Below are 13,501 nucleotides of genomic sequence, written 5' to 3'. Positions count from 1 at the left end.
TGTTATATATAATTTCTGCTACCAAAAATACTACTTCCTATACGTACCATTGTACTTCCTTGGTCTATAGCAATTTTATAATCGCCACTCATACCCATAGATAGTATTTTTACATCTAAGTTAGTAGATTTTGTGCTTTGTAAAGAAGAGAAAACCTCTTTTAACGTACCAAACTCTTTTTTTACTTGGTTTTGGTTGTCTGTAAAAGTAGCCATACCCATTAGGCCAACCACTTTTATGTTTTCTAATGTTTTAAAAACATCAGAAGATACAAGGCTATTTAGTTCTTCTAAATCTAGACCAAACTTTGTGCTTTCTTCTGCAATATGCATTTGTAATAAGCAATTAATTACTCTGTTATATTTTTTTGCTTGCTTATTAATTTCTTTTAATAGTTTTAAACTGTCTACACCGTGTATTAAAGACACATATTCTGCCATATACTTTACCTTATTGGTTTGTACGTGACCAATCATATGCCATTGTATGTCTTTTGGCATCACTTCCCATTTCTGGGTCATTTCCTGAATTTTATTTTCGCCAAATATACGCTGTCCAGCAGCATAGGCTTCTTCTAAATCTGAAACAGGTTTTGTTTTAGATACAGCTACAAGTGTAACCGTTTCTGGTAAGCTATTTTTAATTTCTAGTAAAGACTGTTTAATTGACATAATTTTAATTAAAACTAAAATTCATAAATGGTAACACCGCTTCTTAATTTTGGTTCTATAAAAGTGCTTTTTGGCGGCATTTTTAAACCGTCATCTGCAATGCTTTTTAATTCTTCAATATTGGCAGGTATCATACCAAAACCAACTCTAAATTTACCACTATCTATTTTATTAACTAAACTTACAATTTCTTTTTTACCACTTAAGTAGTCTATTCTATTATTTTTACGTACATCTGTAATGCCAAGAATAGGTTTTAAAATGGTATTGTAAAGTAATTGCGCATCTAATTTATCTAAAGAATTTTTAAACGTATAAATAGATTTACGTAGGTGTAATGAATAAAATTCACCATCTAAATACATACTAAAATGATGTTTTTTATTTGGTTTGTATGGTATAGCACCTCTGTTTTCTATACGGTAAATAGCATCTAACTGTATTAAAAACTCTTCTTTAGTTAAACCATTAAGATCTTTAACCAACCTATTAAATTCGTGTATTTTAAGCTCAGACTCAGGAATAAAGTAACTCATAAAAAAATTATAATTCTCTGTACCATTATGGGCTTTGTTTTGTTCTTTACAGTCTAAACATAGTAATTCTGATGATGAAGATCTGTGGTGACCATCTGCAATATATAGTGTTGGTATATTTTTAAAAGCATTAACAATGGCGCTTATAGCTTCTTTTTCTGTAATAAGCCAAAGGTAATGCGTGTCTCTATACGTTGTGGTAAACTCATATTCTGCACGCTCTTCTTGTTTCTTTTTTATGATAGAAGAAACCTCTGTATTGTCTGGATAAGTAATAAGTACAGGCTCTGCATTAAAACCAACAGTTTTTAAATAGTCTTTAAAAACAACCTCTTTGCTAGCAATAGTATCTTCATGCTTTTTAATGATGTTATTTTTATAATCTTCTACGCTTGCGGCACCAACAATGCCATTAAACACTTGGTTATCTCTGTCTACAACTTTATAAATGTAAAAATAAGGAGAAGCATCTTGTGTAAAAACACCATCTTCTTTAAATTCTGAATACCTGTTTTTTACCAATTGATAACGCGCTACACCAGATATTTCTTTATCATACTTATAACCAGGATTTACAATATGTAAAAAAGAATACGGGTTATGGTCTAGCCTGGCTTCACGCTCTGCCTGAGTGTAACTTTGGTAAGAACGTGAAGCAACCAAACTAACCTTATCTCTGGTTGGGCGTACAGCTTTAAACGGTTTTATATTTGCCAATGCGTATTATTTTGCAAATTGAGAAGCTACTTTTTCTGCTTTTCTAGATTCTGAATAATCGTAAAAACCTTCTCCAGATTTTATACCTAATTTTTTAGCCATTACCATATTTACTAATAGTGGGCAAGGTGCGTATTTAGGATTTTTAAATCCGTCGTACATTACATTTAAAATGCTTAAGCAAACATCTAAACCAATAAAATCTGCTAATTGTAATGGTCCCATTGGGTGTGCCATACCTAATTTCATAACGGTATCAATTTCTTCTACACCAGCTACACCGTTGTAAAGAGTTTCTATAGCCTCATTAATCATTGGCATTAAAATTCTGTTTGCAACAAAACCAGGATAATCATTAACCTCTGTAGGTGTTTTTCCTAATTTAGTAGATAACTCCATAATAGTAGCAGTAACCTCATTAGACGTGTTGTAACCTCTAATAATCTCTACCAATTTCATAATAGGTACAGGGTTCATAAAGTGCATACCAATTACTTGTTCTGGTCTGTTGGTAACCGCAGCAATTTGTGTAATAGAGATTGATGATGTATTTGTGGCCAAAATAGTTTTAGCGTCACAAATAGCATCTAAATCTTTAAAAATCTTTAGTTTTAAGTCTACATTTTCAGTTGCAGCTTCAACAACTAAATCTACACCGTTAACACCATCTGCAAGTACAGTATGTAGTGTAATATTAGCTAAAGTATTGTTTTTATCTGCTTCAGATATTTTTTCCTTAGCAACCATTCTGTCTAAATTTTTAGTAATGGTAGCTAAGCCTTTATCTAAAGATGCTTGTGCAATGTCTATTAAGTTTACCTTGTAATTATTTTGTGCAAAAACGTGGGCAATACCGTTACCCATTGTACCTGCACCTATAACTGCTATATTTTTCATTTTATGTATATTAAAAAGATTCTATAATTTGTAAAGCTACTCGTAATGCATTTGTTCCTTGTTCTAGTGTAACAATAGGAGTAGTGTTGTTGTTTATGGCGTCTGCAAAAGTTTCAAGCTCGTCTAAAATAGCGTTGTTACCTGCAACCTCAGGATTTTCAAAATAAATTTGTTTCTTTTCTCCTTCAGCGTTTTGTAAAACCATATCAAAATCACCCGCTTGTTCTGGTGCATCTTTCATTTTTACAACTTCAACCTTTTTCTCTAAAAAGTCTACAGAAATATAGGCATCTTGCTGAAAAAACCTTGATTTACGCATATTTTTTAATGAAATTCTACTAGCGGTTAGGTTTGCAACACAACCATTTTTAAACTCAATACGTGCATTAGCAATATCTGGAGATTTACTAATTACAGATACACCACTTGCGTTAATACTTTTAACCTCAGAATTTACTACACTTAAAATAGCATCTATATCATGTATCATTAAATCTAAAACCACAGGAACATCTGTACCACGCGGATTAAATTCTGCTAACCTATGTGTTTCTATAAACATTGGGGTTACAATACTATTTTTTACCGCTGAAAAAGCAGGGTTAAAACGCTCTACGTGTCCTACCTGGCCTTTAACATTGTGCTTGTTTTTTAGTTCAATAAGTTCTTCGGCCTCTGCCAGCGTATTGGTAATTGGTTTTTCAATAAAAATGTGCTTTCCTTTCTCTATGGCTTTTTTAGCACAATCAAAATGAGATAGTGTAGGTGTAACAATATCTAAAACATCTACAGCATCCATTAGTTTATTTATGTTATCAAAATAAGTATAACCAAATTCGGCTTCAACTTTTTTACCATTAATAACATCTGGATCATAAAACCCTACTAAAGAATATTTTTCTGATTCGTTAAGCAAACGCAAATGGATTTTTCCCAAATGACCTGCTCCCAAAACTCCAACTTTAAGCATAAAAATCAATTTTCAACAAAAATAGGGATAATGTTTGTTCTATGGTTTATGTGTTTAAAAGTTTATGTCGTTAGAATTAAAAAAATGATAGAAAAGTGGTTTAAACGTGTAACTAATTTTTGGTAATAGTTACAGATTAGTATAATAATTGTAAATTTAGCAATCAAATTAAATACTCAAAAAGAATGAAAATGAACACTTTTAAAGCTGCATTTTGTGCAGTATTATCTTTAGGTACAATTACAGCCGTATCTGCGCAAGATAAACTAAAGGAAATGCCTGGTTATGAGCAGTACATAGAAATAGCACCGCAGATTAGAAGGTCTATAGTTACTTCTCCATCCTATGTGAAATGGAATGATGAAGGAACTGCTTTTCAATACAAAAAAGACGGTGAAACCAAAGAGTTTACTATAGGTAAAGGTGAAACTACTGCTACAACTAAGTTAAAAGATGATAGGTATGCAAAGTGGGCTAACAGGCCAGCTCGTGGCAGACAATATGCCTCTGCTGAGTCTCCAAACGGAAAATACAAAGCATTTACTAAAAACAGAAATATGTTTTATAGTAATGCAGACGGTTCTGATGTTGTTGCAATAACTACCGAAGGTAATGAAGAAAACCAATTAAAGTTTGGTATTGCTACTTGGGTTTATGGAGAAGAATTAAGTCAAAACACCGCAATGTGGTGGTCTCCAGATAGTAAAAAGGTTGCTTTTTACAAGTTTGATGAAAAAGAGTCTAAAAAATACTATGTGTTATACAACCAAACACAAATACAAGATTCTGTAGAGATTGAAGCATACCCTAAAGTAGGCGCTAAAAATTTACCTGTAGATTTATTGGTGTATGATTTAGAAACTAAAAAAATTACTGAATTAGATCTTAGAGACGGTAAACCTTATAACGATGGTGATTTAGGTACTTATATTTATGACATTAGCTGGACACCAGATGGTAAAGAACTATTGTACCACAGTACAAACCGTAAGCAAAATATTATGGAGCTTAGAGCTGCTAATCCAAATACAGGAGCGTCTAGAACTGTAATTAGAGAAGAGTGGTTGCCAAGTTATACAGAAAACAGTCCTGAAATGCACGTTTTGGATAATGGAAAGCAATTTATTTGGGCATCTGAGCGATCTGGCTTTAATAATTACTATTTATATGATTTTAGCGGAAAATTAGTAAAGCAATTAACAAAGCATAATTTTGAGGTAGATGGTATTGTTAGCATAGACGAAGCTAAAAAAGTGATGTATTATACTGCGCGTAGTGGAGAAAACCATATGAAAATACAGTTGCATACTGTAAAATTAAATGGTTCTGGAGATAAAAGATTAACAGACCCTTCTTTTCATCATACTGTATATATGGCGCCAAACCATAAGTATTTTGTAGATGTTGCAGAAACACACAATACTGCACCTGTAACTAACTTAAGAAGTATAAAAGGAAAAAAAATAGCAGAAATTGGTACATCAGACCTATCAGAATTTAATAAGCTAGGTTTAAAAAAGGTAGAAGCTTTTACTTTTACATCTGCAGACGGTAAAACGGAGCTTCACGGATTATTACACTTTCCTTCTAATTTTGATCCAAATAAAAAATACCCACTTCTTTTAAGTAATTACGGAGGACCTGCAACTAATGAGTTTACAGAACGTTTTACACCACCTAACGCATTAACAGAGTTTGGCTTTTTAGTAGCAGAAGTAGACGGAAGAAACGTTAAAGGTAGAGGTAAAAGGTTATTAGATAATTTATACCAAAACTTAGGTTTTACAGAGATGGATGATTTTGCTGCAGGTATAAAATCTTTATATAACAGACCTTATTTTAATAAAAACAAAGTAGGTGTTTATGGTACGTCATATGGTGGAACTACATCTGCAACCTTACTATTACGTTATCCAGATGTTTTTCATGCAGCAGTTGCAAACTCTGCTGTAACAGATTGGCGCAATTATGACAATGTGTATACAGAGCGTTATATGGGCTTGTTAGATGAAAATAAAAAAGGATATGAGGCAAGTAGCTTAATTACTATGGCTAAAGATTTAGAAGGAGAATTAATGATTTTCTTTGGTACTAGTGATAACAATGTACACCCAGCAAACTCATTACAATTTATAAAAGCATTGCAAGATGCTGGTAAGAGTTTTGAAGTGCAAATTGGTCCGGATAAAGGACATACAGCTATGGATACCAGAAGAATGATGGAATTTTTTATAGAGCATTTAGTTTTGGATAAAGAGTAAAAACACCCTCTTAATTTTTAAACTAAAAAAGGCTTCATTGTAAAATGAAGCCTTTTTTGTGTCTTGTATACTGGTTTATACAGCATTTTTAATGGGGTAATTTATCTCTTACAATACCATATAAAAATGTACCTAACACGGCAAAAACTATTACAATTAAAATAGGAGCAAAACCAGCACCTACTAAAGTAAACATTGGGCCAGGACATGCGCCAGCTAAAGCCCAACCAAGTCCAAAAATAATGCCGCCAAAAAGGTATCTGCTAACGCTTTTGTTTTTAGGAATAAATTTTATTTCTTCTCCATAAGCAGATTTTACTTTAAAACGCTTAATAAGGTACGTAATTACAACACCAAGCCCAACAGCAGAGCCTATAATGCCATACATATGAAAAGATTGCATTTGAAACATTTCATAGATACGAAACCAAGAAGCTGCTTCAGACTTAAACATTGTTATACCAAACAATATTCCAATAAGTAAATATATAAATGTTCTCATAGCTTAAAATATTAAAGGGTATAAAACGTGAATCATAAATAAACCGCCAATAAAAAAGCCAATAACAGCTATTAAAGAAGGTAGTTGTAAGTTACTTAAACCAGATATTGCGTGCCCAGATGTACAGCCACCAGCATACCTTGTTCCAAAACCAACTAGGAGCCCGCCTATGGCTAAAATTAAAATACTTTTTATATCTGTTAATGCTTCTAAACCATATAGTTCTGTTGGTAAATACGCATTTCCTGCGCTAGAAAAGCCCAATTCTTGTAATTGCTCTACAGTTTCTGGGTTTATGGCTACAGCTGTAGATTCTGTTAAAAAGTTTGCTCCTATAAAGCCACCAATAATGGCTCCAATCATTACAACTAAGTTCCATTTTTGACTTTTCCAATTAAACTTAAAAAAGTCCGATTTTTTATCTGCTCCACAAATCGTACAAAGAGTTCTTAAGTTGCTAGACATACCAAAGTTTTTACCCGCAAAAAGTAGTAAAAACAGCACTAAAGCAATTAGCGGGCCAGACACATACCAAGGCCAAGGTTGTAAAATTAATTCCATTTTAAATTTTAATAATTATTTGATGCGTTGCAAAGAAACTTCATTTCACAATAATAGAAAGTAACTTAGGTTACCAAGAGTAGAATATATTTAATGCAGCGCCTAAATGTAATAGTTATGCTTTACTTCTGCTTATAAATATACTTTATAATTTTAAAGATGTAGTTTTGTGTAGCTATAATTTATATATGGATTCTTTAACGCAAATAGTATTAGGAGCAGCAGTAGGAGAGGCTGTTTTAGGAAAAAAAATAGGAAATAAGGCAATGCTTTATGGCGCAATTGCAGGTACAATACCAGATTTAGACACCTTTGCATCTTTCTATACAGATACTGTTACGGGCTTAGAAATACACCGTGGTTTTACACACTCTGTATTATTTTCTGTAGTATTTGCCCCAATTTTTGCGTGGTTAGTTACAAGGTATGAGAAGTATAAAGATTTTAGAGGTTGGTGTTGGCTTTTCTTTTTAGCATTTGTAACGCATCCAATTTTAGATGCACATACAACTTGGGGAACACAGTTGTTTTGGCCATTAAATAACCGACTAGCATTTAAAACTATTTTTGTTATAGACCCATTGTATACAGTTCCTTTTTTGGTGTTTGTAATTCTAACAATGTTTCAGAAAAAAGAAAGCTTAAAGCGTAAAAAATATAATAGATTAGGTTTAATAATAAGTAGTAGTTATTTACTATTAACCTTTGCTTTAAAGGGTGTTGCTTTTTATCAATTTAAAAAACAATTAGAAGAACAAAATATAGTATACTCACAAATAGAAACAAAACCATCTGCTTTAAATACTATTTTATGGACAGCAAATGTAGAGACTGAAGATGCATTTTACATTGGCCATTATTCTTTTTTTGACACCAAGCCTATTTTGTTTTCTAGGTATAATAAAAATCATTTTTTAGTAAACGATTTAAAAGATAACCCAAAAATGCAACGTATGATTGCCATTAGTAAAGGATGGTATACTATTGATACATACAAGGACTTTTTATATTATAACGATTTACGTTTTGGTACACTAGGTTTAGATTATAATGATCAAGATTTTGTGTTTAGGTATCAAATACATAAATATGGTAATGGAAGTATTTCTTTTAGTGAAATTCCAAAAAATAGAACTCAGGCTAAAAAATTACTAACTGATTTATGGGAGCGTATAAAGGGAAATTAGTAAATAAAAAAAAGCTAAAACACTAATTAATTAGTGTTTTAGCTTTTGTGTTTTTATAAAGTAGATGGGCAAACGTAGTTGCTTATTGGTATTTTTGTTTCCTTTAAGGCAGCAATACCTCCGTTTACATTAATAAGGTTATGTATGCCTCTACTTTTTAATATAGAAGCGGCTACCATACTTCTGTAACCACTAGCACAGTGTATGTAAAAGTTGTTGTTAGCAGGGTACTTTTTAAGGTATTTATTAATAAAATCTAAAGGAGTATTAACTGCGTTAATTACGTGCTCAGATAAAAATTCGCTTTCCTTTCTAACATCGTAAATTTTTGTAGAATCTTTTACCTCGTTACTTAGCTTTTCTGCTGTTGTACAGCTAACAGTATCATACTCTTTAGCAGCTTTTTTCCAAGCGTTAAATCCGCCTTTTAGGTATCCAAGCGTATTATCAAAACCAACTCTAGATAATCTAGTGACTGTTTCTTCTTCTTTACCCTCTGGAGCAATTAGTATTATAGGTTGCTCTACATCTGCAATTAGTGCACCTACCCAAGGAGCAAAACTACCATTTAAACCAATAAAAATAGATCTGGGAATATGGCCTTTGGCAAATTCATCTTGGTGTCTTACATCTAAAATTATGGCGCCAGTATTGTTAGCTAATGCCTCTACCATATCTGGGTCTAATTCTATTGTGCCACGTTTTATAATATTTGCTATATCATCATACCCTTCTTTGTTCATTTTTACATTTAAAGGAAAATACTCAGGAGGAGGTAGTAAACCATCTGTAACCTCTTTTATAAACTCTTCCTTAGTCATATTTTCACGTAAGGCATAATTTGTCTTTTTTTGGTTCCCTAAAGTGTCAACTGTGTCTTTACTTAAATTTTTTCCGCAGGCAGACCCAGCCCCGTGTGCAGGATATACTAAAATAGAATCTGCTAAAGGCATAATTTTGTTTCGTAAACTGTCGTATAAAAAGCCTGCCAAGTCTTCTTCTGTAATTTCGCCTGCTTTTTGTGCTAAATCTGGCCTACCTACATCACCTAAAAATAGAGTGTCACCACTAAAAATAGCGTGGTCGTTTCCGTTTTCATCCTTTAAAAGATACGTAGTACTTTCCATAGTATGGCCAGGCGTGTGTAAGGCTATAATGGTTATATCACCAACTTTAAATTCCTGATTGTCTTTAGCAATAATAGCATCAAATGTAGGATCTGCTTTAGGTCCGTATACAATAGGAGCTCCAGTTTTTTGAGCTAATGTAACGTGTCCACTAACAAAATCTGCGTGAAAATGAGTTTCAAAAATGTATTTAATAGTAGCATTATTTTCTTCTGCTCTTTTAGTGTAAGGAGAAGTTTCTCTTAAAGGATCTATAATAGCCGCTTCACCATTACTCTCTATATAATATGCCCCTTGTGATAGGCAACCTGTGTATATTTGTTCTATAATCATAACATTGTAGTTTAATTTGGACTACAAACTTATGAGTTATTAATTTGTACAACAGTAACTTAGGTTACATTTAACTAATGTTTATAATTTTTATGTGATTTCTGTGTAATTCTATTTTTTCTAACTTTTCTAACTTCTTTAGTAATCTAGAAATCACCACTCTAGAACTATGTAGATCATACGCAATTTCCTGATGCGTATTTTTAATAATAGAACTATTAGTTACCCTTACCTTTTCTCTTAAGTAATTTAGTAAACGTTCATCCATTTTTAAAAAAGCAACACTATCTACGGTAAGTAGCAACTCATTAATACGGTTATGATAACTTTCAAAAACAAAATCTCTCCAAGATTTGTATTTAGATGTCCAAATTTCCATTTTTTCTATAGGAACCATAATTAACTTAGCATCTGTTTCTGCAATAGCTCTAATTTCACTCTTTTTTTGCCCCATACAACAAGCCATTGTCATAGTACAAGTTTCTCCTTTTTCTAGGTAGTAGAGTAGTAGCTCATCTCCTTCAGTATCTTCTCTAAGTATTTTTATGGCACCAGATACAAGTAAGGGCATAGACTTTACGTAGTCGCCAATTTCTATAAGTTTAAAACCCTCAGGAACTTCTTTATAAGTAGCCACTTCAAGAATTTCTTGTAGTAATTGGTCTTCAAATAAAGTGCCGTAGCTATTTTTTAATTCTTCAATCATAGTAACATCAAAGTTACTTAATAGCAAATAATGATAGTGTTAAAACCCTAAATTTTCACCTTTTTATTTTAATATCGATGTTAACTCCCTCTCCTTAAGTTTATTTAGAATTAATAAAAATAATTCTTGGTTTGTAACTAATCCTGATTTAAGTTTGCAACACAAAATTATTTTAAATCAATCTAAATAAGAATAATGAAAAATTTAATGACCTTAGTAATGTTATTGGTAGCAACAATTGCAGCTACAGCACAAAACACTACACTAACAGGTAAAGTAACAGACGTAGATAATACCCCTTTAATGGGTGTAAATGTATTAGTAAAAGGAACAGCTTTAGGAGCACAAACTAATTTTGATGGTGCATTTAGTATAGCAAATTTAGAATCTGGCACTTACACGGTTCTTGTATCTTACTTAGGTTATAAAACTAAAGAACTGCAGGTTACAATTACTGCAAACACAGAAAATACATTAGAGATAGTACAACTATATGAAGGAAACGAAATTTTAAAAGAGGTAGTTGTTAATGGAGAACGTAGAAATAAGTTTTCTAGAAAAGAAACAGCCTATGTAGCAAAATTACCTTTGAAAGATTTAGAAAATACACAGGTTTACAGTACAATAACCTCAGATTTATTAGTGTCTCAAATAACAACAAAGTTTGATGATGCTCTAAAAAATGCAGTTGGTGTAGACAAGTTATGGAGCTCTACAGGCCGCGGAGGAGACGGATCTGGATACTACAGTATTCGTGGTTTTAGCGTGCAGCCACAATTGGTAAACGGTATGCCTGGCTTAACAAATGGAACAATAAATGCAGCAAATATAGAGCGTATAGAGGTTATAAAAGGACCATCTGCTACATTGTTTGGTAGTTCTGTAACATCTTACGGAGGTTTAATTAATACAGTTACTAAAAAGCCATACAAAGGTTATGGTGGTGAAGTATCTCTTACAGCAGGTTCTTACGGTTTAACAGTACTTTCTGCAGATTTTAATACTGCTTTAGATAAAAATAATGACATCTATTTTAGGCTAAATACAGCTTACCACACAGAAGATAGCTTTCAGGATGCAGGTTTTAAAAAGTCGTTTTTTGTAGCACCATCTTTATCATACCGTGTAAATAATAAATTATCATTTTCATTGTATGCAGAAATTACAGAAGCAGAGCAAACAAATGCCACTTCGTTATTTTTAAACAGAGCAGCACCATCTGCATCTTCTAGTATTTCAGAGTTGGGCTACAATAATAAATTATCATACACTTCTAATGATTTGTCTATAGAGAATCCTACATCTAACTACAGAGTAGAAATGGATTATAAATTGTCTGACACTTGGCAATCACAAACTATTTTGTCTAAAAGTAATACCTCTTCTAACGGATATTACTCTTATTTATATGAGTACGGAATTTTAGAGCCTAATACATTTTCTAGAATGATAAATAAAGAAAATGGAAAAACAAATACTACGGACATACAACAAAACTTTATTGGAGACTTTAAACTAGGAACATTACGTAACAGAGTCGTTGCAGGTTTAGATTATTACCAAGCAACAAACATAGACCAAAGTTCTGGTTTTTCTTTTTACGGTAACGTATTACCAAACGGAGATACAAACGGTGATAACCCTTTTACACCAGAAGTAGAAACAGATACTTACCCATTAACAGAAGCAGGAGTATTGTCTGTTTTAGCAGCACAAACAACAAACAATATAAAATCTAAAACAAGTACTTATAGTGCTTACGTGTCTGATGTATTAAATATTACACCAGCTTTATCTGCAATGGCAAGCTTACGTGTAGATAGGTTTGATAATGAAGATGATGTAACTACAGATGCAGATGACTATGCACAAACAGCTTTTTCTCCTAAGTTTGGTGTGTTGTACCAACCAATACTAGATAAATTATCGGTTTTTGCCAATTACCAAAACGGATTTACAAATATTGCGCCTAGTTTAGTAGGTGACCCAGCAGATGGCCCGCAAACGCTAAAATCTTTTGATCCAGAACAAGCAAACCAATTAGAGTTTGGTATAAAAACAAACCTATTTAACGGTAAATTAAATGCTACAGTTAGTTATTATGACATTACAGTGTCTGATAAAGTAATGACAGATCCAACATCTGCATTTAATAAAATACAAGACGGTGAAGTAGAAAGTACAGGTATAGAGATAGAAATTAATGCAAACCCAATTAATGGTTTAAATATAAAGGCCGGTTTTAGTAATAACGATAGTGAAATTACAAAGACTGATAATGCAATATTAGCAGGTACAAGACCTTTAGAATCTGGAGCAGAAACTCTTTACAACCTTTGGGCAAATTATGAGTTTCAGGTGGGAAGTTTAGAAGGTTTTGGACTAGGTTTTGGTTTAAACGGAGCTAGTGAAAGTTCTATTATTAATTATGGACCAGGAGGTACTTTTGATTTGCCTAGCTACACTATATACAATTCATCAGTTTTTTACCAAGCAGATAAATACAGGGTAGGATTAAAACTTAATAATATGTTTAATGAAACATATTACAAAGGGTGGACAACCATTACACCACAACAGCCAAGAGCATTATTAGCAAACTTCACATATAAGTTTTAAAAATAGTTTAAGTTGGATTTTTGCAGTAACATCTTAGTCTGGAGCTGTACCAGGCTAGGATGTTTACATTAAAAAAAAATAAAAAATGACCGTATTAATTTTAGTAACCACCCTTGCTTGTTTGTTGCATTATAGCACCTCTAAACGTGCTGTAATTACAAAAGAATTTAAACTATTATTTTGGTTACATAACAAACAAAAAAGTGTAAAAATAGCAGCAATTGTACTTTTTGTATTCGGTTTGTTTTTAGCTATTTATACATTTGGGTTGGGAGCAGGATTTATAATTTTTACAATTCTTTTAATGCTAAGTTGGAGCTTAATAGTGCTATTAGCTCCTTTAAAAATTGTAAACTACAAATTACTAACACTACTTTTTTTAGTAGCCTTTTTATTAGAAAAATCATTATAAAC

At 32.3% G+C, this 13,501-nt stretch carries 12 protein-coding genes; 4 read left to right on the top strand and 8 right to left on the bottom strand.

Going from position 1 to position 13,501, the window contains the following annotated elements; translation table 11 throughout:
* Nucleotides 1-2 precede the first annotated feature (2 nt).
* From CELLY_RS16445 to CELLY_RS16430, 4 genes are read right to left on the bottom strand one after another with little or no spacing between them, the layout of a single operon-like run.
* A complete protein-coding gene (locus CELLY_RS16445) occupies nucleotides 3-671 on the bottom strand; it encodes a YggS family pyridoxal phosphate-dependent enzyme (RefSeq protein ID WP_013622838.1) in 669 nt (222 codons plus the stop codon).
* Between the two features lie 14 nt (nucleotides 672-685).
* On the bottom strand, nucleotides 686-1,924 hold the full coding sequence (locus CELLY_RS16440; protein ID WP_013622837.1) for a DUF1015 domain-containing protein: 1,239 nt from the start codon (nucleotides 1,922-1,924) through the stop codon (nucleotides 686-688).
* A gap of 6 nt (nucleotides 1,925-1,930) precedes the next feature.
* Nucleotides 1,931-2,821: a 3-hydroxybutyryl-CoA dehydrogenase gene (locus CELLY_RS16435; protein WP_013622836.1), complete on the bottom strand. Its 891-nt coding sequence runs from the start codon at nucleotides 2,819-2,821 to the stop codon at nucleotides 1,931-1,933.
* A gap of 10 nt (nucleotides 2,822-2,831) precedes the next feature.
* Entirely contained in the window at nucleotides 2,832-3,791 is a 960-nt protein-coding gene (locus CELLY_RS16430) for a Gfo/Idh/MocA family protein (RefSeq protein ID WP_013622835.1), read from the bottom strand.
* Between the two features lie 191 nt (nucleotides 3,792-3,982).
* Between CELLY_RS16430 and CELLY_RS16425 the strand changes: the two genes are divergently transcribed.
* Nucleotides 3,983-6,052: a S9 family peptidase gene (locus CELLY_RS16425; RefSeq protein ID WP_013622834.1), complete on the top strand. Its 2,070-nt coding sequence runs from the start codon at nucleotides 3,983-3,985 to the stop codon at nucleotides 6,050-6,052.
* Between the two features lie 88 nt (nucleotides 6,053-6,140).
* Here the strand turns inward: CELLY_RS16425 and CELLY_RS16420 are convergent, their stop codons facing one another.
* A complete protein-coding gene (locus CELLY_RS16420; RefSeq protein ID WP_013622833.1) occupies nucleotides 6,141-6,554 on the bottom strand; it encodes a DUF6691 family protein in 414 nt (137 codons plus the stop codon).
* A gap of 3 nt (nucleotides 6,555-6,557) precedes the next feature.
* On the bottom strand, nucleotides 6,558-7,115 hold the full coding sequence (locus CELLY_RS16415) for a YeeE/YedE family protein (RefSeq protein ID WP_013622832.1): 558 nt from the start codon (nucleotides 7,113-7,115) through the stop codon (nucleotides 6,558-6,560).
* A gap of 188 nt (nucleotides 7,116-7,303) precedes the next feature.
* On the opposite strand from CELLY_RS16415, the gene CELLY_RS16410 reads away from it, so the two are divergent.
* Nucleotides 7,304-8,302: a metal-dependent hydrolase gene (locus tag CELLY_RS16410; protein ID WP_013622831.1), complete on the top strand. Its 999-nt coding sequence runs from the start codon at nucleotides 7,304-7,306 to the stop codon at nucleotides 8,300-8,302.
* Between the two features lie 53 nt (nucleotides 8,303-8,355).
* Here CELLY_RS16410 and CELLY_RS16405 read toward each other — a convergent pair whose 3' ends face one another.
* Both CELLY_RS16405 and CELLY_RS16400 read right to left on the bottom strand, forming a co-directional pair.
* On the bottom strand, nucleotides 8,356-9,762 hold the full coding sequence (locus tag CELLY_RS16405) for an MBL fold metallo-hydrolase (protein WP_013622830.1): 1,407 nt from the start codon (nucleotides 9,760-9,762) through the stop codon (nucleotides 8,356-8,358).
* 70 nt (nucleotides 9,763-9,832) lie between these two features.
* Nucleotides 9,833-10,468, bottom strand: coding sequence for a Crp/Fnr family transcriptional regulator (locus CELLY_RS16400; protein WP_013622829.1), 636 nt, complete (start codon nucleotides 10,466-10,468; stop codon nucleotides 9,833-9,835).
* 195 nt (nucleotides 10,469-10,663) lie between these two features.
* Between CELLY_RS16400 and CELLY_RS16395 the strand changes: the two genes are divergently transcribed.
* Nucleotides 10,664-13,087: a TonB-dependent receptor gene (locus tag CELLY_RS16395; RefSeq protein WP_042257203.1), complete on the top strand. Its 2,424-nt coding sequence runs from the start codon at nucleotides 10,664-10,666 to the stop codon at nucleotides 13,085-13,087.
* 85 nt (nucleotides 13,088-13,172) lie between these two features.
* On the top strand, nucleotides 13,173-13,499 hold the full coding sequence (locus CELLY_RS16390) for a hypothetical protein (protein ID WP_013622827.1): 327 nt from the start codon (nucleotides 13,173-13,175) through the stop codon (nucleotides 13,497-13,499).
* The last annotated feature ends 2 nt before the right edge of the window (nucleotides 13,500-13,501 follow it).

It is taken from the genome of Cellulophaga lytica DSM 7489, assembly GCF_000190595.1.
Lineage (GTDB): Bacteria > Bacteroidota > Bacteroidia > Flavobacteriales > Flavobacteriaceae > Cellulophaga > Cellulophaga lytica.
This window is presented reverse-complemented; position numbering and strand designations above follow the sequence as displayed.

Excerpts from the sequence above, each read along its gene's own strand:
- CELLY_RS16390 (WP_013622827.1), top strand. The coding sequence starts at position 13,173 with ATGACCGTATTAATTTTAGTAACCACCCTTGCTTGTTTGTTGCATTAT.
- CELLY_RS16435 (WP_013622836.1), bottom strand. The coding sequence starts at position 2,821 with ATGAAAAATATAGCAGTTATAGGTGCAGGTACAATGGGTAACGGTATT.
- CELLY_RS16445 (WP_013622838.1), bottom strand. The coding sequence starts at position 671 with ATGTCAATTAAACAGTCTTTACTAGAAATTAAAAATAGCTTACCAGAA.
- CELLY_RS16415 (WP_013622832.1), bottom strand. The coding sequence starts at position 7,115 with ATGGAATTAATTTTACAACCTTGGCCTTGGTATGTGTCTGGCCCGCTA.
- CELLY_RS16420 (WP_013622833.1), bottom strand. The coding sequence starts at position 6,554 with ATGAGAACATTTATATATTTACTTATTGGAATATTGTTTGGTATAACA.
- CELLY_RS16405 (WP_013622830.1), bottom strand. The coding sequence starts at position 9,762 with ATGATTATAGAACAAATATACACAGGTTGCCTATCACAAGGGGCATAT.
- CELLY_RS16395 (WP_042257203.1), top strand. The coding sequence starts at position 10,664 with ATGAAAAATTTAATGACCTTAGTAATGTTATTGGTAGCAACAATTGCA.
- CELLY_RS16410 (WP_013622831.1), top strand. The coding sequence starts at position 7,304 with ATGGATTCTTTAACGCAAATAGTATTAGGAGCAGCAGTAGGAGAGGCT.
- CELLY_RS16425 (WP_013622834.1), top strand. The coding sequence starts at position 3,983 with ATGAACACTTTTAAAGCTGCATTTTGTGCAGTATTATCTTTAGGTACA.
- CELLY_RS16430 (WP_013622835.1), bottom strand. The coding sequence starts at position 3,791 with ATGCTTAAAGTTGGAGTTTTGGGAGCAGGTCATTTGGGAAAAATCCAT.
- CELLY_RS16400 (WP_013622829.1), bottom strand. The coding sequence starts at position 10,468 with ATGATTGAAGAATTAAAAAATAGCTACGGCACTTTATTTGAAGACCAA.